This window comes from Streptomyces sp. WAC07094 (genome assembly GCF_036320405.1).
GTDB classification, from domain to species: domain Bacteria; phylum Actinomycetota; class Actinomycetes; order Streptomycetales; family Streptomycetaceae; genus Streptomyces; species Streptomyces lannensis.
This window is the reverse complement of the sequence record NZ_JAVMJZ010000003.1, coordinates 191,163-213,769: the sequence shown is the minus strand read 5'-3', so window position 1 is coordinate 213,769 and position 22,607 is coordinate 191,163. Positions and strand designations below refer to the sequence as shown.

The 22,607-nt window shown below is 68.3% G+C and carries 15 protein-coding genes; 6 read left to right on the top strand and 9 right to left on the bottom strand.

The window, feature by feature from the left end; genetic code table 11:
• Positions 1 to 63: 63 nt before the first annotated feature.
• Positions 64 to 3,189, bottom strand: a complete 3,126-nt coding sequence (locus tag RCR19_RS40390; protein ID WP_331270072.1) for a discoidin domain-containing protein — start codon at positions 3,187 to 3,189, stop codon at positions 64 to 66.
• 354 nt (positions 3,190 to 3,543) lie between these two features.
• On the opposite strand from RCR19_RS40390, the gene RCR19_RS40385 reads away from it, so the two are divergent.
• Together RCR19_RS40385 and RCR19_RS40380 are read left to right on the top strand one after the other, a co-directional pair.
• Entirely contained in the window at positions 3,544 to 4,596 is a 1,053-nt protein-coding gene (locus RCR19_RS40385; RefSeq protein WP_331270071.1) for an aldo/keto reductase, read from the top strand.
• 437 nt (positions 4,597 to 5,033) lie between these two features.
• On the top strand, positions 5,034 to 5,699 hold the full coding sequence (locus tag RCR19_RS40380) for a GntR family transcriptional regulator (RefSeq protein WP_331270335.1): 666 nt from the start codon (positions 5,034 to 5,036) through the stop codon (positions 5,697 to 5,699).
• Between the two features lie 163 nt (positions 5,700 to 5,862).
• Here RCR19_RS40380 and RCR19_RS40375 read toward each other — a convergent pair whose 3' ends face one another.
• Positions 5,863 to 8,070: a M4 family metallopeptidase gene (locus tag RCR19_RS40375; RefSeq protein WP_331270070.1), complete on the bottom strand. Its 2,208-nt coding sequence runs from the start codon at positions 8,068 to 8,070 to the stop codon at positions 5,863 to 5,865.
• Between the two features lie 927 nt (positions 8,071 to 8,997).
• Between RCR19_RS40375 and RCR19_RS40370 the strand changes: the two genes are divergently transcribed.
• On the top strand, positions 8,998 to 11,763 hold the full coding sequence (locus RCR19_RS40370) for a M4 family metallopeptidase (RefSeq protein ID WP_331270069.1): 2,766 nt from the start codon (positions 8,998 to 9,000) through the stop codon (positions 11,761 to 11,763).
• A 271-nt stretch (positions 11,764 to 12,034) separates the two neighbouring features.
• Here the strand turns inward: RCR19_RS40370 and RCR19_RS40365 are convergent, their stop codons facing one another.
• On the bottom strand, positions 12,035 to 12,796 hold the full coding sequence (locus RCR19_RS40365) for an SDR family oxidoreductase (protein WP_331270068.1): 762 nt from the start codon (positions 12,794 to 12,796) through the stop codon (positions 12,035 to 12,037).
• Positions 12,797 to 12,895: 99 nt separating this feature from the next.
• A complete protein-coding gene (locus tag RCR19_RS40360; RefSeq protein WP_331270067.1) occupies positions 12,896 to 13,855 on the bottom strand; it encodes a sigma-70 family RNA polymerase sigma factor in 960 nt (319 codons plus the stop codon).
• Positions 13,856 to 13,951: 96 nt separating this feature from the next.
• Between RCR19_RS40360 and RCR19_RS40355 the strand changes: the two genes are divergently transcribed.
• Both RCR19_RS40355 and RCR19_RS40350 read left to right on the top strand, forming a co-directional pair.
• The gene (locus RCR19_RS40355) at positions 13,952 to 15,355 is read left to right on the top strand and encodes a DHA2 family efflux MFS transporter permease subunit (RefSeq protein WP_331270066.1); all 1,404 of its coding nucleotides are present in this window, start codon (positions 13,952 to 13,954) and stop codon (positions 15,353 to 15,355) included.
• A 120-nt stretch (positions 15,356 to 15,475) separates the two neighbouring features.
• On the top strand, positions 15,476 to 15,952 hold the full coding sequence (locus RCR19_RS40350; RefSeq protein WP_331270065.1) for a hypothetical protein: 477 nt from the start codon (positions 15,476 to 15,478) through the stop codon (positions 15,950 to 15,952).
• 47 nt (positions 15,953 to 15,999) lie between these two features.
• On the opposite strand, the gene RCR19_RS40345 is transcribed toward RCR19_RS40350, so the two are convergent.
• The 4 genes from RCR19_RS40345 to RCR19_RS40330 form a co-directional block, all read right to left on the bottom strand.
• A complete protein-coding gene (locus RCR19_RS40345) occupies positions 16,000 to 17,232 on the bottom strand; it encodes a GNAT family N-acetyltransferase (RefSeq protein WP_331270064.1) in 1,233 nt (410 codons plus the stop codon).
• 377 nt (positions 17,233 to 17,609) lie between these two features.
• A complete protein-coding gene (locus tag RCR19_RS40340; RefSeq protein WP_331270063.1) occupies positions 17,610 to 18,782 on the bottom strand; it encodes a BN159_2729 family protein in 1,173 nt (390 codons plus the stop codon).
• A gap of 77 nt (positions 18,783 to 18,859) precedes the next feature.
• A complete protein-coding gene (locus RCR19_RS40335) occupies positions 18,860 to 19,546 on the bottom strand; it encodes a sigma-70 family RNA polymerase sigma factor (RefSeq protein ID WP_331270062.1) in 687 nt (228 codons plus the stop codon).
• A gap of 402 nt (positions 19,547 to 19,948) precedes the next feature.
• Entirely contained in the window at positions 19,949 to 20,182 is a 234-nt protein-coding gene (locus RCR19_RS40330) for a helix-turn-helix transcriptional regulator (protein WP_331270061.1), read from the bottom strand.
• A 339-nt stretch (positions 20,183 to 20,521) separates the two neighbouring features.
• On the opposite strand from RCR19_RS40330, the gene RCR19_RS40325 reads away from it, so the two are divergent.
• A complete protein-coding gene (locus RCR19_RS40325) occupies positions 20,522 to 20,917 on the top strand; it encodes a transcriptional regulator (RefSeq protein ID WP_331270060.1) in 396 nt (131 codons plus the stop codon).
• Positions 20,918 to 21,505: 588 nt separating this feature from the next.
• Here the strand turns inward: RCR19_RS40325 and RCR19_RS40320 are convergent.
• Positions 21,506 to 22,522 (bottom strand): amidohydrolase family protein, encoded by a 1,017-nt coding sequence (locus RCR19_RS40320; protein WP_331270334.1) that lies wholly within the window; start codon positions 22,520 to 22,522, stop codon positions 21,506 to 21,508.
• Positions 22,523 to 22,607 lie beyond the last annotated feature (85 nt).

Here is a 22,607-nt window from a genome sequence, read left to right as displayed (position 1 = left end):
ACCCGGGACGGGATCCGCGCCGGACCGGGACTCCGGCCGGTCGGCCGGAGTCCCGGGGTGCCGTCAGATCACCGAGAGGCTGATCAGCCGGGCGTCGTTCTTCCCGCTCGCGTCGGTCGCCAGTGCCACGTAGCGCGCGGTGGCATCCGTGGCGAGTTGCCGCGTCCGGCCGTGACCGGTGAGCCGCCCGGCCGGTGTGTAGCTGAGGCCGTCGCTGCTGAGCTCCGCTGTCAGAGCGGGGAGCCGACCCCCCGTCCACTCCGTGCGGATACTGCGGATCGGGAGCTGGGCCCCGAGGTCGACGACCATGCGGCCATCGGAGCCGGGAACCCACGCCGTCTCCCTATCACCGTCGACGGCGGCCGAGGGGTCCGACATTCCCGGCGGCAAGGGGTTGGTCGGGAAGACCGTACGGCCGAGAGCGAGGTCGTTCAGCGGGTAGGCGTCGGCGCGCCGCAGGGAGACGGTGGTGGTACGGCCCGCGCGGACCACCGCCACCTCGTTGTCGCCCTGCCCGGCCACCTGGATACGACACGACGGGCCGGTGAGCCTGAGCGTGGCGCCGTCGACGACCTCCGCAACCAGGCCCACGGGCAATGAGCCGCCGGAGAGCGGTCGAAGCGTCAGCCGCGGCGGCAACAGGACGGCCGTGCCCGCATCCAGTTCCGCCTCGTAGGAACTGCCTTGCGCAGTCACTGTTTGGCGACCTTCGAAGAGCACGACGCGGGATCGGTCCTGTGGAAGGTCGACGCGGGTCGTGATCTTCCCGTCGGACAGGTTGAACAGGCTGAGGTGGTCCTCTGTGAGAGCCACACGGACGGCGTCGTCCTGGGACTGGGGTACGGCGCCTTGGGCAAGCTTCCGCAGGGTGTCGGCTGAGGCGTTCGGGAGTCCCTCGACCAGGAGGGGGGCGGCCGGTCCGTCGGACAGGATGACGGTGTCGTCGTAGACGGCGAGTTGCTGCTTTGCACCGCGCACGACGACGCCGGCGCGGCCGTCGATGTCGAGCCAGCCGCCCCGGCTGGCGACATCGGGTACGGGCCAGGAGACGAGATCCGACCACTGCTGCCCGTCGGCCGATCCCTGCACCGTGTAGGCGCGTCCGGCAGCAGCCTCCCAACGCAGGGTGACTCGGTCCACGGCGTGCGCGGCGCCGAGGTCGACGGCGAGCCAGCTGTCCGCGCGGGGCCGGTCGCCACGTGAGACCGCCCATCGGGTCGTGGCGTTCCCGTCCACGGCCAGTGCCGGCTCCTTGCCCGAGTCGAAGGAGGAGGCGGTGGCCGTCCCACCCTGGGCGAGGTCGGCGCCGCCCGCCCCGTCGCGCGCCTCGAAGGCGTACAGCGAATAGCCGTAGGTCGGGTCGGGCCTGACGCCGAGCATACGTAGATGCCGAACCTCGGTGCGCCCGAACGTCAGCTCGTCCACGCGTGGTGTGGTGGCAGACGGACGGGCGTCCTGTGCGGTGACCGTGGCGGTGCCCTCCGCGAATCGGTAGGTGCGCGAGCCGGTCAGACCCGCTATGCCCGGCATCGTGAGGTTGTGCACCTCGAGATGTCCCTCGCCGGCGCCGATACCCGTCGTCGCATAGACGACGGCGCCCGAGGGCAGGGTGGTGAGACCGGCGTACCCCGAACCGAGCCGCAGCACGGTGGCGCTGCCGTGGAACCCGTCGCGGAGCCTCGTATAGGTCCGCACCTGGCGGCTTGTCACCTGCGCGGTGACCGTCGGCAGGAACATCGGGGTCGATCCGCTGAGCCGGAACAGCCAGTCGTCGTGGGCCGGTTGCCAGGCGAACTTCACGAAGCCCGGTTTGGTGACGGCCCCGGCCCAGGCCGCGGTCGATTGGTGCGACACCAGACCCGGTCCGGTACCGAAGTCGGTGACTCCCGAGGCCTGTCGGAACAGTTCGTCGTGGGACAGAGGCCGGACCGTGCGGTGCTGCCCCGCCGCCCACAGGTGCAGAAGATAGCTGATGGCCAGCTCGGCGCGTGCTTCCGGCTCGTACTTCGGCTCACCCGAGAATTTGGCCAGCCGGTACTCGGGCGGGTACTTCTGGTAGGCCTCCAACCGTTCCGCCAGGGCCACTTCGGCCCGCGCGGCCGCTCGGTCGCCACCCACCTGAGCGAGAAACGCGAGCGGGATGACGTCTCGGCCGTAGAGGTGCTCGCGGTCGTTGACCATGGGCATCAGCGGCTCGCCCGCGTCACTCATCACTCCCAGTAGGGTGCGCCACAGTGGGTCGGCGTTCGGCTGGTTGGTGAGCACCTGCGGCAAGGGGCGTCCCGCGGTGATGAAATGCGCGGCGTTTCGGCCCGACGTGCGCCACAGTTCTTCCTGGTAGTGCGGCCCGAAGGAGCCGTGGTTCTCGACGATGAAGGTGTCGTACAGGTTCCGGGCCGTGTTGTCGGACACCGATCTGCCGTCGACGCGGGCCGGGTTCGCGAGGTCCGCCTGTGGCAGCCCGGCCTCGTTGCGTGACCAGGTGCCGAACGCGGCTTCCCAGTCCGCGTGCCGCGGATCGTCGGCGGCCCAGGCCAAACCGGGTGCAAGGGACTGGGCGTAGACACCCATCTCCTCGAGCTTGGTGTCGCCTTGATAGCCGCCCGTCAGCCCGTTGGGGGTCCAACTGCCGGAGTTCGGGTCATTGCCCGTCCCCAACTTCGTCGTGTAGGCGGCCTGTTCACGAGCAATGGTGTCGACGTTGGCACGGGTCGCCTCGTCGAGATCGGACCACAACAGGCGGGCAGCCAGTACGAAGTACAACTGGAAGGTGGTGTCGAAGAACAGCGTGCGGCCCCACTGCGTGCCACCGGTAAGCCGGTTGGACGCGGCGAAGTGCTGGATCGTGGCTATGGTCCTGGTCCTCAACGTCTGCTCATCCACTCCGGCGCGATCACCGTCGTAGGAACCGTGGGTGAGCAGGACGGCGTTCCCGAGTACGACCGCGAAACCGAAGTCCTTGTCCGTGTAGTAGCCGCGGGCTTGGTCCCACTGCGTTTCGGACCAGTGCGTGTGGTTCAGCAGGACGCGGTAGTAGGTCTCCGCCACCTCGTCCGACACTGCGCTCGAGTGCTCCTCGGCGCCGGCTGGGCGGGTGCCGAGGGCGACGGGGACGGTCGCGAGGGCGGCGGAGGCGCCGACGAGTTGGATGAAACGACGGCGGTCGATCTGCAGGGGTCCGTGTGGCACTCTGGACGCCTTTCTGCCCGGGGTAAGACAACGTTGTCAGTGGACGGCGGCAATTCTTCGTCCGTATTTGTCGACGCGTCAAGGGTTGTGACCGGGTGATCTCAAGGCACTACCAGGACGTCGGGCCGAAGCACTCGAGCCCTCGCGGCCTGCGGTGGGGTAGTGACAGGCCCGGAGACGGGTCGGACGACCCGAGGCGATCTCCGTCGTGTCGACTGTTTCGGGGCCACCCGGGGCGATCACCTCGGGAGTCACAGCGAACGCGGTCCGATGAGGCGTGGCCTTGCCGTCAAGTGCACTCCAACTCCTAGGCTGAAGCCCACAACCCGCCCTCATCTGAGACGGAGCACCGATATGCGCTATCGAGTCCTCGGCAAGACCGGTATCGAGGTCAGCACCCACTGCCTTGGCACGATGATGTTCGGTGCCGTCGGCAACCCCGACCACGAGGACAGCGCACGCATCATCCACGCGGCGCTCGACGCCGGCATCAACTTCGTGGACACCGCCGACATGTACTCGGCCGGCGAATGCGAGGAGATCGTCGGCAAGGCGCTCAAGGGCAGACGTGACGACGTCGTGCTCGCCACGAAGGTGCACTTTCCGCTGGGGGAGGGGCGCAATCGCAGCGGCAATTCGCGCAGCTGGATCCTCAAGGCCGTCGAGGACAGTCTGCGGCGGCTGGACACGGACTGGATCGACCTCTACCAGGTGCACCGTCCCGACCACACCACCGACATCGAGGAGACGCTGTCCGTCCTCAGCGACCTGGTGAGGGCAGGCAAGATCCGGACGTTCGGCTGCTCCACGTTCCCCGCCGAGGACCTCGTCGAGGCTCACCACGTCTCGGAGCGGCGCGGACTGATGCGGCTGCGCACGGAGCAGCCGCCGTACTCGATTCTCGCGCGCGGCATCGAACGATCTGTGCTGCCGACCGCGCAGCGCCTGGGCATGGGAGTGCTGACCTGGTCACCGCTCGCCTCGGGTTTTCTGTCCGGTGCCTACCGCGAGGGCCGGCCCGTCGACCTCACCACCGGCCGCGCCGCGCTCACTCCGCACCGATTCGACCCCGCCATCCCTGGCAACGCCGCGAAGCTCGCGGCCGTCGAGCGGCTTGTCGCTCTCGCCGAGGAGGTGGGCTGCACGCTGCCGGAACTGGCTGTTGCCTTCCCGTTGGTGCACCCGGCCGTCACATCGGTGATCACCGGTCCGCGCACGATGGAGCAGCTCACCTCTCTTCTCAAGGGAGCCGACCTGCTGCTTGAGGACGAGGTGCTCGACCGCATCGACGAGATCGTGGCGCCCGGCACGGATCTCTATCAGGCCGACGGCGCCTGGCAGCCGCCGTCGCTGACCGAACGTGCTTGGCGCAGGCGCCCGGCCGGTGAGCGGAAGGCTTCGGACTGAGCCTCTCGTTCGAGGGCCCGGGCATCAAGGGCATGGGGACGGTGGAAGGTGGTCGCGTGTCTGGGTCGGCCGAAACACCGCGTCGGCCGGACCATGCCACCCGCGGGGAGTTGTCCGCGCTCCCCGCGCCGGACGGTGGCCTGGTACAAGGGTATTCGGGCCACCGGCCAGGTCTACGTCGCCGCGCAACCATCCGTCCGTGCACGCACCTCCGAGGGGCACGGCAGTCATTCTCACTTGCAGTGCGCTTTGTACGGCGTTACGGCGTCCGCTGTCGCTGGTCTTTTCAACTCGCCCAGGCGGAGGACCCGGAACGTGACCAGCTCGAGGGGCCTCGTGCGCCCCTGGGCCGTGGCTCGTCCCCGGGTTCGGTACTCTCCCTGATGCCAGGCGAGTTCCATTGATCAATGAAATGGGTGAGCTCCGGGAGGGCCAAGATGGTGTTCGACGGGTTGCCGCGAGGATCAGTGCCCAGGCTGGAGCGCCCGGAACCGCTGCGTGAGCGCGTGTACGAGGCGCTGTTGGAGCTGATCAGCTCGGGTTCACTGCAGCCTGGCCGGCACTTGGTGGAGGGCGAGCTCGCGGGTCTCCTCGGGGTGTCCCGGCAGCCTGTCCGCGAGGCGCTGCAGCGGCTGAACACCGAGGGGTGGGTGGACCTTCGCCCCGCCCAGGGTGCCTTCGTCCACGAGCCGACGGGTGACGAGACCGACCAACTCTTCGTCGTCCGTGCCCTGCTGGAGACCGAGGCGGCACGACTGGCCGCGGTGGGTCCTTCTGACGAAGGGCTGGAACGACTGGACGAGTTGTGCGCGATGGGTGAGGCCGCGGTCACCGCCCGGGATGTGGACGCGGTCGTGATCGCGAACGCCACCTTCCACGCCTGCGTCATGGAACTCGCCGGGAACGCGGTGCTCGCGGAACTGGCGGCCCATGTCGAGCGCAGGGTCCGCCGGTACTACACGCCCATCGCGCGCCAGGCGTGGGTGGAACACCGTGAACTGATCGCGGCCATCGCCGACCGCGACGACGCACGGGCGCAGCTGGTCATGCACGCTCACACGGCGAACGCCAGGACGCGCTTTCCGGCGATGCGGGGTAGTTGAGGTAGCTGTCGGCAAGCGCCCCCGAAAGCCGAAGGGGCGATCCCAGGGCGGGGCGGCTCACGGCCACCGCATGATCTTCAGGGGCATGACCCCCGGCGACCAAGCGGTGGCCGTTGCGTTCCCTACCGGCTGGTCTTGGGCTACGACCTGCTGGGCCGGAGCCTTAGAAGGTCAGGCTCCAGCGCTGGAGATGGCCCGGGTCCCAGGAGCTGTAGATGCCCGGGGTGCCGTCGGTGACGCGCAGCTTCCAGGTGCCGACCTTCGTGATCGCCGAAGCGTCGACCGTGTAGGTCTCGTGCAGCTCGGGCAGGGGCTCCCAGCCCGGCCCCCACGGCTTGACGGGAATGACGGTGCCGTCCGGGCCGATCAGGTCGATGATCATGAAGTTGCTGAACTGGTGGTCGAGGTCGACCGCGACCTTGAGGTCACTCGGGGCATGGCCCGGCTTCCCCTGGACGATCAGCGGGGACTCGGCCTTGCTCTCAAAGGGGATCGGATATGTGCTGGGGTTGACGAAGAAGTGTCCGCCGGATTCGAGAGAGGTCCAGGTGAACGCAAGCTTCCGGGTGTCTCCGGCCGCATCTCGGATGGCGATGACCGTTTTGTAGTCCCCGGCCTTCTTGGGCGTACCGGTGATCAGGCCCGTGGTGTGGTTGATCGACAGGCCCTTGGGCAGCTCCTCGGCGGAGTAGGTCAGCGGCCCCGGCCGGGTGCTGGAGGCGCTGAACTGGCGGCTGACCGGCTGACCGACAGCCACCGGCTCGGTCGGCGGCGGCTCCACGGCGATGTGATTGACGAAACGGTTTCCGACGTTGACGGCCGCCCAGGCGTTGGCAACGGCCTCGTAGGCGCTGCTCTGCGAGCCGTAGAGGTCGGCGGCGGCCTGGAGCGTCGCTGTGCGGGCGCCTGCGTAGTCGGTGGTGCTGGTCATGTAGACGGTGAGGGCGCGGTACACCACGTCGGCGGCGCCGGAACGTCCGATGCCCGCCACCGGCAGCTTGTCGTATGTGGGGCTGTCGTAGTTCACGCCGTTGATGGTCTTCTGCCCGCTGCCCTCGGCAAGCAGGTAGAAGAAGTGGTCGCCCACGCCGGCCACCATGTGAGGTTCTTGCGACTTCGCCTGCGGCGTCCAGTAGTCCAGCGGCGCGTATCCGACGGAGCTGATGCCGGCCTTTGAGGGGCGGTCCATGTAGCGGATGGGCTTGCCGTCGCCGTGCAGGTTGTCCAGCTCGGCCATCGTGTAGTCCGGCACGTCGTTCGGGTTGTCGGCGTAGAACTCGACCGCGGCGGCCATCATGTCGCTGATCGCCTCGTTGAGGCCCGGTGATTCACCGAAGTCGCCGAGGCCGGCCGTGGAGGAGGTGACGCCGTGCGTCATCTCGTGGGCGGCGATGTCCAGGGACGTCACGGGATGCTGTCCGTCCGCGCCGTCGCCGTAGCTCATGCAGAAGCAGCCGTCCTGCCAGTTGGCGTTGGCGAGGGGGACCCCTTGCTGCGATTCGTAGTGCACCCGGGAGGAACTGCCGCGGCCGTCGTCGGCTATGCCGTTGCGGCCGAAGCGGTCGTTGTAGAAGTCCCACGTCGTTTGCGCGCCGTACGCCGCGTCCACCGCCGCGGTCTGGGGATTCGCCACCGTTCCGTCGCCCCAGACATCGTTGTCAGCAGTGAACAGCACCCCATTGGAGTTGACGCTCGAGTCGAGTGTCCGGTGACCGCCGTGCGCCGGGTCGATCAGGGCGTAGGTGCCGTCATCCTGGAGAGTGGAGCCGATGGTGACCTGTCCGCTGTAGAGGCTGTTGCCCTGCGCGGACTCCACGTGTTCCGAGTTCTCCAGGGTGGTGCCGCTCGCGGCGTCGGTCACGACGTGACGTTCGCTGGGGGACCCGTCCTGCTGCACGCCGGTGACGACCGTCTCCCAGGCCAGCTTCGGCCTGCCGCTCATCATCCAGACGACCTGTCTCGGGGCCGAGTGCGAGCCCGCTCTGCGGGTGCCCTTCGCCGTCGCCTTGCTCAGGGCCGACTTCTTCGCCGTGGCGGCCGGCACCTTGGCGGTGGTCGTCGGCAGGGTCAGCTTCGCCTTGGTGGCGTAGGTGACGGTGTGGGCCCCGTGCCGCTGATGGACCACCAGGTCACCGCCGATCACGGGCAGTCCGGCGTAGGTTCGCTCGTAGCGGGTGTGAACCGTCCCGTCGGCGTCCTGGATGACGTCCTTCGGGACCAGTTTCTCGTGAGGGCCGAGATTCAGTGAACGGGCGGTGTCCGGTGCTGCGTTGGCCGCCTGGTCGAGCAGCCGTCGACGCTGAGCGGGCGACAGGTTAACAGTCCTGGCGTCAGGCCTGGTTGTCGCCTTGATCTGCGGGAGCGCTCCCACCGTCCGAGCGTTCCCTGGTGCATTGGAAGTGGCGGCGGCGCCGGCCGAGGCGGGCAGTGCCGAGACCGCGAGTGCTGCGGCCGTGATCACCACGGTCGCGGCCAGACGCCGTCGGGGTCGGTGCGAACCCTGTGGGGGCGCAGCCCTGTTGCTGGAGGAAATCAATCCCGGGTCCTTCCGTTCGGCCGTCTGTCGATGTCGACGGCCGCCGATACAAGGAGGCTGGAGGCCACATTGCCTCCGACTGCGGATTGCAGCGGGAGTGATCGTGACAGCAAGAACTGCCTCTGCAAGAGATTCGTATGGATCATGAACAGATCTTTACCTGGCAGATGTTGATCATTTTCGATGAGTTTCAGATGCCATGTCAGTCTTGCCCGAGGTCCCGCGCATGCGGGGTCGGCTCGAGCAGTCGATATGCAGAGCCACTCATGAACCGACTCAAGGCGTGACCCGTAACCGCTGGTCAGGGGCGAGAAAGTTCGTGTCGCGACGGGAGTCGTCAGTGTGCCGAGCCGTCCCCTGAACACCCCTGCGCAGGCCCCGGTGTGCGGCTCATCCAGTACGCGTGGGTAACCGGGGCGCCGAAGCAGCCGCCTGGTGTCCGCCTGTTGGTGCCTCACCAGGGGGCCGGTTTCACACCTGCGCAACTGCGCGTTTTACCCCCCGGCTTTTCCTTGTCATGTTGCGCATGTGGCAGTGAAGATGCAGGGCGAGCCGCGGGCGCGCTGGTGCGCCACTCAACTGACGCCCCACTACCGGGCCCGGGCTGCGCCGGGCCGTCGGAGGCACTTGTCCATGCCATCACACATACGTCATCGCGTACGCCGTAGACCCGGCCACACCGGTCCGATCGCATTGCTCGCTGCGACGGTCCTGCTGTCCCTCGGCATGACTTCGCCGGCACATGCGGACCAGCCACCGATCGTGGGTGCTGAGGCCGCGGAACCGACGACGGACACTCCCGCGCTGGTGGACGGGTTGACCGACTCGGTGGACGCGTCCGTGTCTGCTGCGACCGCGGCCCGTACGCATCTGGCGGGTCACAAGAACCGGTACCACATTCCCTCACCCGACCGGGACCTGGTCGCGGACACCGTGACGGCGGACGCCGACGGCGCAGAAACGGTGCGTCTGGACCAGAAGTACCGGGGTGTGCCGGTCCTGGGCGCCCAGTACGTGGTGCGCATGACCCACAAGAGCGGGAAGCGGACGGTCACCGGCACGTCCGGCTCCTACTTCACCGACCTCGATGTCGACACCGACCAGAGGACCCTCCCCGCCAGGACCGCCGTGGACGACGCGGTACGGCACGTGCGGAGCGAGCTGGACAGGGGCGGCTACCGCCCCAGCCACGCCAAGAACGGCACGGCCGCCCTGTCGGGCGACGACCGTGGGCTGACGATCCTGCCCACGGGCAAGGGCGTCCTCGCCCGCCATGTCACCGTGAGCGGCTCCGACCCTGCCACCGGCACACCGCTGGTGCAGGAGGTGTACGTCGACGCGGTCACCGGTACGGCGCTGTTCGAGTCCGGCGGGTTGCCCACCTTCACCGCGCCAGGACAGGCTGCGGGCGTTCACCCGAGCGGCACGCCGGCGAAACAGAGCAGGCCCGACCGATCCGCATCCGGCTCCGGGGCGGCGAGCATCACCGGTAGCGGCACCCTGCTCAACGGCTCCACTGTGCCGTTGTACCTCACGAAGGACGCCGCAACCGGTGCCTATCTGCTGCGTGACACCGCGCACATGGCCGGCACCAAGGGACACAACGTCATCCAGACCTGGGACGCCTCCAGCCTTTGGTACCAGGATGTCTCCGGCGTATGGCCGGACGGCGTCGTGCCCTTCGCCTCGCCCACCTCGAAGGTCGGACCGGAGCTGACCTCCGTCGGCGCGGTCGACGCGCACTGGGCGGCCGGGAAGGTGTACGAGTTCTACCGCGACACCTTCCACCGCGACAGCCTCGACGGCCAGGGCATGGCGATCAACTCCCTGGTCGGCGTGACCGACTACGGCAGCCCGTTCGTCAACGCCTTCTGGGACCACACCAAGATGGTGTACGGCACCGGGGACGACGAATACCGCTCGCTGGCCTCCGATCTCGACGTGGTGGGTCACGAGATGACCCATGGCGTGGTCGAGCACACCGCGAACCTCGTCTACTCGGGCCAGTCCGGAGCGATGAACGAGGCACTGGCCGACTACTTCGGCAACGTCATCGACGTCACCGTCAACCACACCGCCATGAGCGACCCGGAGGCCGGACTGATCGGCGGCGACCTGTGCCGCACCCGGACGCCCGAGGAGTGCGCCTTCCGCGACCTCAACGACGGTGCCACGACTGCCCACTTCCTCGGCCTGCCCCTCGGCGCAGCCGGTGACAACGGCGGCGTGCACCTCAACTCCACCATCTTCAGCGGCGCGTTGTGGGACATCCGGGAGAGCCTCGGCGGCGCGTCGGCCGACAAGATCGTCTACCGGGCGCTGACCTCGTACATCACCCCACTCGACGGCTTCGAGGAGGGCAGGGACGCGGTCGTCGCCGCGGCCAGGTCGCTCGGCGTGAAGGGCGCCGAACTGGCTGCCGTGAAGGGCGCCTTCGACGCGCACGGCATCATCCCGGGCTGGGAGAAGGGTCTCGGCCTGGACAGCAACGTGCTGCTCGGCAGGCTCGGCACGCTGCCGCAGTATGTGGGCACAGGCAACGCGCCCGGCGCCGGGGGCGGTTGGTGGGCAGCGCCTAAGTCCAGCCCCGACGGAGTCGACCCGTACTCGGTGTGGGTGGGCCGCATCGACGGCAAGGGCCGGCCGCACCAGGTCTCCCCGGACGACGGCCGCAGCCACATGAGCGCGGTCACCGACGGCAAGCACGTCGTCTGGGTGGCGGTCGGCAACGTTCCCGACGACCCGTGGTCCCACACGTACGACATCATGTCGGCGCCGGTGCAGGGCGGTAAGCCGAAGACGCTGTTCAGCGCCCCTTCCGAGGTCACGGGTGTGAGCATCGACGGCGGTACCGTGGCGTGGTCCTTCCGGGACCCGGCGAGCGGGCTGCAGCGGGTGTCCTACCTCAAGGACGGTGCCACCGTCCCGCAGCAGGTGCCGATGGCCCGTGACCACAACCAGGCTTCCCAACCGTCCCTGAAGAACGGGCGGATCGCGTACATCGAGGACGGCTTGTTCGACGGGACGTACGGGGTCCGGATCCAGATGTACAACATAGCGAACGGCACGACCACGGCCCTGGGTGCGCCCTCACAGCCGGAGTGGATCAGCACCCCGGTCATGACCTCGTCGGATGTGTACTGGCTCATCGACACCGACTACACCGACCAGGACCAGACCACATTGCGCCGGGCCCACCTCGGCGGCCCTGACGGTGCGGTGGTCACGGATGTCATCCCCGAGAAGAGCAACCGTGCCACGCCGGCCTACGGCCTCACCGCCTCGGATTCCGCGGTCACTTTGACCGTCTACCCCTCGTGGGGCCAGGTTTTCGACGACCCCAACGACTCCCTGGCAAAGCTGTACCAGTACACCCCGGACGGTTCCCCGCTCGGTCGTGTCTCCTGCAGCGTCGGCCAGCAGTCCAACGCGGTGGCCGGCACCGGCAGTCGTGTGCTGTGGATGGACTCCACGACGACCGACACCGACCTGGTGACCCGGAACCAGCCGGCGGGCATCTGCGCCTGAGCACTGCGTGCGACCACCGGTCCCGCCTTGTGTGTGAACTGCCCACCAGCACACAAGGCGGGACCACCACCCCTCCAGAGGGCATCGGCACCCGCTTCCAGCAGTTTCGGCATGTCGGGCGCAGGTGGACGACGGTCACCGGCCGGGCTGTCCGCGGCCGTTCTGCCGTCCTCTCGCACGTGAGCGAGAGGACGGCGATGGCCGCTGCCCCAGCAGGATGCTTCCGCCATGCTGAACTGGAAACGAGCCCGTCTCCGGTGTGGCTCTCTGTTCAGCCGAGCGGGCGCAGGCCGTCACCGCCGATCCGGTATTCCGGGACGCTGCCGGGGTCGTCGGCAAGGTCGGTGACGGCCTTGGCGACCTGTTCCGGAGTCAGGATCGGCTGCAGGCCGGCGGCGAAGGTGTCCGGGTCGACCCCCTGTTGTGCGGCGTAGCCCGCGACGCCCACCGAGCCGAGGGCGGTAGCCGGGGTCAGTTGGGGGAGCAGGGTGAGGAAGCGGATGTCCAGCCCGGCACGGCGGGATTCCTCGGCCGCGTAGCCACGCAGGTACTGGACGGCCGCTTTGGCGCTGGCGTAGCCGCCGCTGAGCGGCGATCCGACCAGTACGGCGCCGCTGGAGATGCTGACGACCACGCTGCCAGGCGTCAACGGCGCCAGCAACGCGGCACGGGTCCAGGCGAAGACGTGGCGGGTGTCGGTGTGCCAGTTGCGACTGAATGTCTCCCACGTTTGTTCGTGAACGGGGGCCATGTGCGGGGCTGCCCCGGCGTTGAGGACGAGGAGGCGTGGGTTGTGTTGGCGGATCGTCTGTTCCGCGACGGTCTCGTCGGTGGCGTCCGCGGTGAGGGGCGTGAAGCCCTCGCCGAGTTCGTCACGTACGGCCAGCAGGTCCCGTTCGGTGCGGGCGATGCCGATGACGTGGGTGCCAGCGGCGACGAGCGCGGCGCTGATGGCGCGCCCGAAGCCGCGGCCGGCACCCGTGACGACGGCGGTCCTGCGGGGATCTGACATGGCGTGGAGGGGATCGGGCATCGGGCACTCCTGAGGTGGTGGTCCGTTTCGGTTGGATATGCAGACCAGCCACCTGAGAGGAAGTAGTCGCCCTGACCGGCGCGCAGCATGTGATGTGGATCACATTGGAGTCGACGGGTGTTCGATCCGGGACGGCAGTCCGAACCGCGCTACCAGACTTGCGTCATGGAAGGCCGTGACCTCGGCGATCGCCGAGCCGCGCAAGGTGAGGACCTGGACGCCGTAGGCTCTGCCGGCCGCGTACGAGGCGAAGCCGGGCTGTCCGTTGGCGCGCAATGGAAGCAGGCGGACCGGCCTGCCGTGCAGGCGGGCGGTGAGCAGTGCGATGACGTGGTCGCGGCCGGCGAACCAGGCGGGATTCGGCGGCATCTGCCAGACCGCGTCCTCGGTGAGGAGGCGAGTGAGGGCGGGGATGTCGGCGCGTTCGAAGGCGGCGGCGTAACGGTCGAGCAGGTCGCGCTGCTCCTGCTCGGGTGGCTCGGTGATCTCGTCGATCGCCGGGGCCAGCCGCTCCAGACGGGCTCGGGCGCGCTTCAGTGCGCTGTGTACGGCGGCAGGGCTGACGCCGAGGACGTCGGCGGACTCCTCGGCCGACCAGGCCAGTACGTCGCGCAGGATCAGCACCGTTCGCTGCTGTGCGGGCAGATGCTGCAGGGCGGCGATGAGAGCCAGCCGTAGACCGGCGCGCCCCGAGACGATCGCCGCGGGATCGGCGCGCTCGTCGGGAATCGGCTCCAGCCAGGCGATCTCCGGATGCCGGGCGGTCGACGCGATCGGGTCGGTGGCGGGGGCGCCGAGTCCGGCGGGGAGCACCCGGCGGCTGCCGTGCCGTAGTGCGTTGAGGCAGGCGTTGGTGGCGATCCGGTACAACCAGGTACGCAGCGAGGCACGGCCTTCGAATTCGCCGTACGCCCGCCAGGCCCGCAGGTAGGTCTCCTGCACCAGGTCCTCGGCATCCTGCAACGACCCCAGCATCCGGTAGCAGTGGGTGAGTAGCTCACGCCTCAGTGGCGTGGTCAGGCGGATGAATTCGTCACGCTGTTCTTCGATCACGGTCACGCGATGTCCCTCCCTTTCTTGTACAGACCCGCCGGGCCGCCGGAATTCGTCGGACCGGGGCCGACCAATCGGGAAGGGCCGCCGGTCGGTACTGGCATGAACAGAAAATGGGTACTGGGGCTCGCGTCCGCGGCCTCGGTGATGGTGGCGCTCGACGCCACGGTCGTGACGACGGCACTGAGTCGGATCAGGCTGGATCTCGGCGCGTCGATCGAACAACTCGAGTGGACGGTGAATGCCTACAGCCTGAGCTTCGCCGTCCTGCTGATGACCGGGTCCGTGCTGGGCGACCGGTTCGGGCGTCGCAAGGTGTTCACCACCGGGCTGGCGCTGTTCACGGCGGCCTCGGTGGCCTGCGCGCTCGCGCCGGGAGTGGGCTGGTTGATCGCGGCACGGGCGGTGCAGGGTACCGGCGCGGCCCTGGTGATGCCGTTGGCGATGGCATTGCTCAGTGCCGTCTATCCGCCGCAGGAACGGCCGCGAGCGCTGGGGCTGTTCGCAGGACTCACCGGGCTCGCAGTGGTGGCAGGTCCGGTGGTCGGCGGCGCGGTGACACAGGGGCTCGCCTGGCAGTGGATCTTCTGGCTCAACCTCCCGATCGGCCTGACCGTCATCCCGCTGGTCCTGCGCCGGGTCCCGGAGAGTCGGGGCATCGCGGGGCGCGTGGACGCCGGCGGGCTGGTGCTGGTCACGGGCGCCGCGCTCGGACTGGTGTGGGGTCTGGTCCGCTCGTCCGCCGCCGGGTGGGGCAGTGCCGAGGTTGTCGGGACACTGATCGCGGGTACGGCCTGCGCGGCCGCTTTCGTGTCCTGGCAGCGGGTCGCCGACCGGCCGATGGTGCCGCTGCGCCTGTTCCGGCTGCCCGGGTTCGCGGCGGGCAACGCGGCGGGATTGTTCCTCTATGCCTCCCTCTACGGGTCCTTGTTCTTCGCCGCGCAGTACTTCCAGACGGGGCGCGGTGACCGCCCACTGGCCTCCGGGCTGCATCTACTGGCTTGGACCGCATCCGTGACGATCGTGGCACCCCTGGCCGGACGTCTGACGATCCGGATCGGTGCACGACCGCTCGCCTCGCTCGGCCTGGCCCTGCAGGCGACCGGCATGGGATGGCTCGCCCTCGTCGCCACACCCTCCCTGCCGTACTGGGAACTGATCGCCCCGATGCTCATCGCGGGAGCCGGCGTCAGTATGGCCATGCCCGCCACCCAGACCGCCGTCCTCAACGCCGTCACCCCCGAACAACTCGGCAAGGCATCGGGCGTGTTCAACACGGGCCGGCAACTGGGCGGCGTCTTCGGAGTCGCGGTACTGGCCCTCGCGTTCAGCCGGACGGGCGACTATTCGGGTCGGGCCGCCTTCACCGACGGGTTCACCGCGGCGATGACGGTCAGCAGCGCGCTGTCGCTTGCGGGGGCGGTTACGGCACTGGGGATCCCGGGGCGCGGCGCGGTTACGCCTTCTTCCACGCCCTCCGCACCGGTATTCACGACGAACCGCTGACCCGCTCGGTCGTGGCGGGCGGGCGGCACTCATACGTCCGCCCGCCCGCAGTTCGTTGTCAACGGAGCCCGGCTGTCAGTACGTTCGTCTCGCCAACGGTCGAGGGGTCCGGGGGGTCTGGTGCTTGACACGCTGGTGACGACGGCTGCGGGGGCTCTCTTCGCCACGATGGGCGTTCTGGTCGGCGGTATCGTCACACGTCGCGCACAGGACCGTCAGTGGCTACGTGACCAGCAGCTGATCGCATATCGGGAGCTGTTCGGTCACTATGCCAAGTTCACAATGGAACTCAGGCGGGCACACGCCGATCGACGCGGCTGGGATTACGACTGGGGTGAGTGGAGCGCGGCCCTGATGAGAGTAAGCCTGGTCGCGCCTCCCGAAGTCGCGACCGAGATCGACAACTTCGGCCGCGCGATCAACTCCTTCCTCAACGGAGTGGCGCGCAGTCGTGACACGGTGCGGGACCCGATGAGTCCGGAGGAGTTCGAGGAGGCCAGACAGGGAGCTGCAAGGGCGCAGGTGAAACTGGTCAACGCCATAAGAAGGTCCCTGAGCGACGATCAAAAAGGACTGACCTTCGGTCTCGGTGGATGACTGCGGACACTCCCGTCTCCTCCGCAGGAGTCCCAGCGAGCGTGCGGTCAGAACCAATGGAGACAGTGCGGCGAGCGCTCGGCGCGGAAGAGGGCGTCAGCGAGGGTGGCCGCGCCGGGGCGATGGGCTCGTATGTGTCCGGCACGTATGAGCGTGCTCGGGGCGGTGCCGCCGAGGTAGACCGAGCCCAGGTCGCTGAGGTCCAGGGACAGATCGGGCTCCCGGTCCGTCGGGACGCACGTGGGCTTGCCATTCCGGACAGTCAGTAGGTAGCGGCCGTGCTCGCCGAGGAACGGGTCGTTGACATCGAGGACGAGCTCCCCGTCCACGAACCAGCCGCGCGCGGTGAGCGCCCGCGGGACATCCAGCAGCCGTACCCAGAGCCAGTCGGTGTCGTCACTCACCTGACCGGCGCGGAAGTCTGCAAGCTGCCAGCGCAGCGGGTGATCCGGTGGGAAGTGCTTGAACACGACCTGATTGACCAGGTCGTGTTCGAGCACAAACCGGGCCAAGGATGTGAAAACGGCGTCGTCGGTCGCGATGGTCTCGTCGACGATCAGGGTGTTGGGATCGGTGACCGAGTAGCTGGCGTACCCGTCCGGCACGCCGTCGGCGTCCCGGTGGACGGCTACGTAGCGCGGAGCCGGAGCCACCGGAGGCTGTCCCGCGCTCAAGGCCCACCACCGATGCGGACGGGACAGCGCACCGGGCTGCGCGCGGCGGTAGCGGTCGTAGACGTCTTCCAGGATCTCGACGCACTCGGCACGCCGCCGCAGCTCGATCGAGCCGGTGTCCAGTCCGGTTGCGGAGCTGTCGGCGGTGACGTGAGCCCGGGGGAGGTCGAGGGCAGCCTGCCGGCGCGGGACCGTGAGCCGTTGCGTATAGGTCGCCGGTCCGTAGCCGAACCTGCGGTAGATCCGGGCCTCCGAGGCCAGTAGCACGGACAGGAACTCACCTCGTGTCCGCAGCTCGGCGAGCTGATTCCGCATCATTGCGCTGAGCACGCCTTGGCGTCGGTGCGAGGGCAGGACGCCGACGGCGGTCACTCCTGCGGCCGGAACGAGGACCTCACCGGGCAGGGTGAGTTCGAAGGAGTACGCACCGGCGGTACCGATGGGCCGCCCGTCCGCCGCCAGGGCAAGGAGGTTGCGGTCCATTTCGAGCGCCGACCACCAGACCCCACCGTTCTCGGTCGGGGTTTCCGGGAAGCGTCCGAACGCGGCATGGAGTGTGTCGACGAAAACGTCGAGGTCCTGCTCGGTTGTGGGACGGATCTCCATTGCTGCTGCCTCCCCGGAATTCCGGCACCACGGCTCGTAGTACCCGCCACAGTGCAGCGTTGACCCGTGGCCAGGTCAACTGAATTTCTGTCGGGTCCGGGGCCCTGTCGAGGGCGGACCTATGGGGGAGTTGCGCTATTCGGGTTCGGCGGTGGTGATCTCGGCTGCAGAGTGTACCGGGGGCGAGACCCTCGGCACCGGTTGCATCTCTGGACGGCTGAACCGTCCCTCATGCCCGGTCGCTCCCATGCGGCATCGGGAAGCATGCGATTCCGCATCAGGACACAAACCAACTAGGAACGGCCTGTAAGGGGCCTGCAGGTCGCGGGGGAGCGCGGTCGCGTCGTTATGGATCGATGACGTTTGGTGGTCGGCGATCAGGCGTTGCCGTCGTCCGATGTCGTGTGGGTGGGAGTGAGGGGGCCGTTGGTGGTGGTGATGGCGGTGGGGGGATATGGGGGGTGGTTGGTGCCGGGAAGGGCGAGAAGGGGGGTGCTGTCCGATTGACGTTGGCCGGTGTAGTGCCAGGTTTGCCCGTGGCGGTCGATGTGGGGCTGGGCGAGGTCGTAGATGCGGCCGTGGTGGTAATAGGGATCTTTGGCGTCCTGGGTGGCCTGGTCGAGGAGATGAGGGACGTGATGGGCGGTGAGGTGGATGGGGGTGTCGTTGATGTGTCCGGTGGTGGTTTGAGTGGTGCCGATGCGGTGGGTGGGTGTGTCGAGTGCGTTGATGGCAGTGAGCCAGTACTCCCAATCGTTGAGGGTGGCGGCATTGATGTGGACGGTGATGTGGTCGTGGTGGGGGGTGATGTGGGCGAGTTCGAGTCGGTGGGCGTGGTTGGTGTGAAGGTGTCTGGCGGTGGCGGCCGTGTGCCGGGCGCGGTCCGGGTCGGGGTCGGTGGTGTGGGCTCTGTCGGGTGTTCGAGTGTCGGACGGCGCACCGTCGGGTGAGCCGGCTTCATCGGGTGTATGGGCTTCGTCGGGTGTGGTGGTGCGGGCCCAGCGAGGTGTGCGGTGAGTGGTGCGGGGGAGGGTGATGGCACCGCGGAGCATGGGACTGGGGGTGGGAATGCTGACGGGTGTGCGGTCTGTTCCGAGCAGGACGTGCTGTGGCGCGAGGAGGGTGGTGACGGCCTGACGGTTGTCCGGTGGATCGGTGGGGGTTGGGATTTTGTCGGGTGGGTCGCTGGGCGTGTGTTGTGCGCCGTTCGTGGTGAGGTGGGCGGCGAGGAGGTCGGCGAGGGTCTGGGGCGGGTCGGGGTGCAGGGCGTGCAGATCGGCAAGAGTTTGGGGCGGACGGGTCTGGGCGTGAGGCGCGTGTTGTGGTCCGGGTTGTTCCGGTCGCGGGGTGAGCGCTTCGGCGGTGTTGAGGTTCGTCTCAACGGGACTGGGTGCTCGGGGTGTTGGAGGGGGTGTGGCTTGGTGTTGGTGGGGGGTGTGGGTGAGGTGGCCTCGTGCGGAGAGGTCGGCGATGAAGGCGCGGGCGAGTTCGGCGAGGCGCCGGGTGAGGTCTTGTTCGATGTCGGCGTGGTGGTCGGGAGCGGTGGTCATCTGACTCTTCCTTCTGCCGTGTGACGGGTGTTCGGTTGTCGGCGCTGCGTTGTACAGATGCCTGTCCTGCTGGTCGGCTAGGTCTGAGTGCCGCACAGGGGCCGGGGGGTGTGCGGACTCCGGGGGTGGTGGTTCTCCGTTGTGTGTTCTCGTTGCGGTTTCTGTGGGTGTGAGGGGTTCGGGATCGCGTAGGTCTTGCGGAGCGTGTCGAGGGCGCGCCATTGGAGGGTCTTTACGGCGGCGTTGGTGGTCCCGAGGGTCTGTGCCGTCTCGGTGACGGTGAGTTCGTTGAGGAACCTGAGGCGGATGACGGCTTGTTGTCGGGGGGTGATGCTGCCGAGGGCGTGGTGGAGGTCGTGTACGGCGAGGGTGGCGAGGGCGGTCTCTTCGGCGGTGTTGGCGGGGGCGGTCCAGGTGTCGTGGACATGGGTGATCTGGTCGACGTAGGTGAGTCGACGGGTGGCGGCGATTTTGTAGTGGTCGGCGATGGTGTTGCGAGCGATGGTGCAGAGCCAGGCGCGAATGGATGTGCCGGTCCAGGTGAAGGTGGTGATCTTGGTGAGGGCTTTGACGAAGACGTCGGCGGTCAGGTCCTCGGTGAGGGTGGGGTTGGACTTGACGCGGTGATTGATGAAGGTGGCGATCATGTCGTGATGCATGCGGTAGAGCTCGCCGAATGCGTCGGGGTCACCTTGTTGGGCGCGGGCGATGAGGGCGGGTTCGGCCTCTTTGTGACGTGGCGTGGTGGGTGTCTTGGTGATCAAGGGTTGCTCTCTTGGGTGGATGATGGGTGGGTGACCGGGCTGATGGCCGCCGGCCGGAGGTGGGATGGCCGGCCCGCAGTGTGTGAGGCCGGAGCGCGGCGTGGTGGACGCTGGGTCCCCAGGCCGGGGGCTGCGGCGGCGCGGGTCGGATATCAAGGCGATGTGATGCCGGGGGCGGGGCTGCGGCGGTGCCGGTGAGGCACCGGCCTGAGCGGGGGCGCCGGGACTCGCTCGACCTGGACCGCAGTTGTGCCGGGTCGGCGTGGATGCGTGACGTGGACTTGAGTGGTGTCCCGGGGGCCGGGCCGGCATGGGTGGTGCCGGTGTCGGCCGTATGCGGCTGGGCGTGTGGTGGTGCAGGGCTGCTGCGGCCCGACCGACGAGTGCTGAGGTGTTCCGGCGTCAGTTGGGTGTGGCCGGCCGGTGTGTGGCCGAAGTGGTGTGTGGGTCGTTGTAGATGAGGGTGTCGAGTTGGATGTCGTAGGTGTGGTGGAGGGTCCAGAGGGTGGTGAGGCTGGGTTGTTTGGTGCCGGCGGCGAGGCGGTGGAGGGTGGATTTGCTGATGCCGGTGCGTTCGGCCACGGCGGCGACGGTGTCGTCGCTGTGTTCTCTGGCTTTGACCAGGAGTGTGGTCATGTGTAGGCGGAGCATGGTCTGGGACCCCCTCTGGGAATGCCTTTGTGCGGTTGGCCCACGCGCACGCAACGTATGCAAGTTGTCGGCTTGGAGTGACGCAAGGGTATTTTGATGCGCACAGGAGTTCGGTGTTGGTGATGTGGCCTGTGTGTTTGTGGATCTAGGGCTGTGACCTGCGAAGGTGCAGGAGTGCAACTGGGGGGCAGTAGTTGGCATGTGCGCTACCCTCCGGGGTCGGCGCGCTACTCTCCGGGGATGCGGAGTATGGAAGATCCCCCCCACGGGAGTCGGGCAAGGCGGCAGGCGCAGGCGCGGCGGGTCGGTGCGTTTTTGACGGCGGTGGCGACCGCGGCCGGGTACGACGTGCGGCGGCGGCAGGGCGGCCGGGCGCAGTTGGCGGCCGTGACCGGTCTGAGTTTGACGACGATCAGTCGGACGTTGGACGGCAAGACGTTGCCGCTTCCTTCGCAGCTGACGACCTGGGCGACGGTCCTGAATCTTGATCATCGCCGGATGCTGGTGGAGAGCGGTCTGATCCCGGAGCAGCGCGGGCCGCAGTCGGTGGAGAAGGATGTGGTGGTGGCGTCGGTGCTGTCCGCGCAGGAGGCGATGGATGCGTGGGGGATCACCGATCCCATCATCCGCAAGACGCTCGGCGGGAGTATCACCCAGGCGATCCAGTTGCAGGAGGAGTTGGACGCGGCAGGGGACTGGGGGGTGGTCGCTCTGGGGTGAGCCGGGGCGCACGGACTAGGGGCGCACCACCTCCCGGTCACCTCTGTCTTTCGGGATCGGGGTAAGTGCCGTGCCCCGGTGCAGTAGATGGCCGGTGTGAGAGGGCCGGGTGCCGGTGCGCCGTGCGCCCGTAGCCGTCGTGACTGGTGGTTCCGGGCACGAAGGCCGTCATTAATCGGGGCCGGGTGGTGTTCATTGGTCGCCGTTGGGCCAGGGATTGGCACCTGAGGGTGCCGCGGCCCCTTTCACGGGCTGCCGGTCCACGCGGGGTTGCCGCAGCCGGCGGCCCGTGGGGTGAGCGGTTGCCCTGGAGGTGACGGATCGACTCTCCGGCTCACTGGCTCACCGTGTGATGGTGGTCTGGGGATAGGACAGTCCGTCGACCCGTTGGGCGACGGTGTTGCCGGCGAGCCGCAGGGAGCGGCTGTACGGTGCTCGGGCCCGGGTTTTGGACTGCGTGCCGGGTTGCGTCGATCCAGGCAGCGATGTCAGGCAAGGCACGCTCGCGCAGGGCTTGCCCGTCGTGCCTGTGCCAGGGTTGCCTGGCCTCCGACTTCCCACTCACGGGATGTGGCGCGTGTTCGACTCTCAGAGGCCGAACAGGGTGATGGCATTGTCGTGGCATACCGCTCGTAGCCAGGCGGGTCCGAGGTCCAGGCGTTCCAGGGCACGGAGTTGGTGCGGGTACGGGTAGGGGATGTTGGGGAAGTCTGTGCCCAGGAGGATGCGGTCGCCGAGTCGGGCCAGGCGAGGTAGGGCCCGGCGGGGGAACGGCATGAACGTCTCCGTGAAGTCGGTGAACACCATCGTCGTGTCGAGCCGTACCTGTTCGTAGTGTTCGGCGAGGTCGAGGAACTCTTCGTATTCGGGCATGCCGAGGTGCGCGATGATCAACCGTAGTCGAGGGTGCCGGGCGAGCACATGTGCGATCGGCCCGGTGCCGGTGTGTGTGCCGGGGGCGGGCCCGGAGCCGCAGTGGATCACGACGGGGACCTCGGCCTCGGCCAGTGTTCCCCAGGCCTGGTCGAGAAGCTCGTCGGCGGGGTCGTAGCCTCCGACCTGTACGTGTGCCTTGAATACGCGGGCGCCTTCGTCGAGAGCTTCGCGGACATAGGTGTCGACGCCCGGTTCGGCGAAGAGTGTGGCGGTGTGCAGGACCTCTGGGGTACGGCGGGCGAAGTCGGCGGCCCATCCATTCAGCCACTGGGCCATCCGGGGCTTGTGCGGGTAGAGCATGGCGGTGAAGGTCCTGACGCCGAATTCCCGTAGCAGGGCGGCGCGTTCGGCCTCCTGCGCGCGGTAAGTGATGGGCCATGCGAGCCCGCCGGTCAGGGGCCCCTGCGCGTCGAAGTAGTCCCAGACCTTGTGCAGGACGCGTTCGGGCATGAAGTGTGTGTGGACGTCGACCAGACCGGGAAGACCGAGCCCCTGCCAGAAACGGCGGACTTCTTGGACCTCCTCGCCCGGGGTCCCCTCGCAGACGGCCGGGCCGGCACCCGTGGCTCGGTCCGGCCTCGGCGCCCCGGTGATACGGGAGGAACGGGAGGCGAGGACGGGCTCAGAGATGGCGTCGGGATCGACGGGCGCCGCGTGGTGATCGTTCATGTCGCCCACGATCGCCCGGGCGGAGGTGCCGGTCCAGTCCTGTCCGGCGAGGGCCCGTGAGGGATGCGTCACCCGCGCCGCGGAC

Bases quoted from the DNA above. Each gene is read 5' to 3' on its own strand.
- RCR19_RS40385 (WP_331270071.1), top strand. From the start codon at position 3,544: ATGCGCTATCGAGTCCTCGGCAAGACCGGTATCGAGGTCAGCACCCAC.
- RCR19_RS40380 (WP_331270335.1), top strand. From the start codon at position 5,034: ATGGTGTTCGACGGGTTGCCGCGAGGATCAGTGCCCAGGCTGGAGCGC.
- RCR19_RS40365 (WP_331270068.1), bottom strand. From the start codon at position 12,796: ATGCCCGATCCCCTCCACGCCATGTCAGATCCCCGCAGGACCGCCGTC.
- RCR19_RS40355 (WP_331270066.1), top strand. From the start codon at position 13,952: ATGAACAGAAAATGGGTACTGGGGCTCGCGTCCGCGGCCTCGGTGATG.
- RCR19_RS40345 (WP_331270064.1), bottom strand. From the start codon at position 17,232: ATGGAGATCCGTCCCACAACCGAGCAGGACCTCGACGTTTTCGTCGAC.
- RCR19_RS40340 (WP_331270063.1), bottom strand. From the start codon at position 18,782: ATGACCACCGCTCCCGACCACCACGCCGACATCGAACAAGACCTCACC.
- RCR19_RS40330 (WP_331270061.1), bottom strand. From the start codon at position 20,182: ATGACCACACTCCTGGTCAAAGCCAGAGAACACAGCGACGACACCGTC.
- RCR19_RS40320 (WP_331270334.1), bottom strand. From the start codon at position 22,522: ATGAACGATCACCACGCGGCGCCCGTCGATCCCGACGCCATCTCTGAG.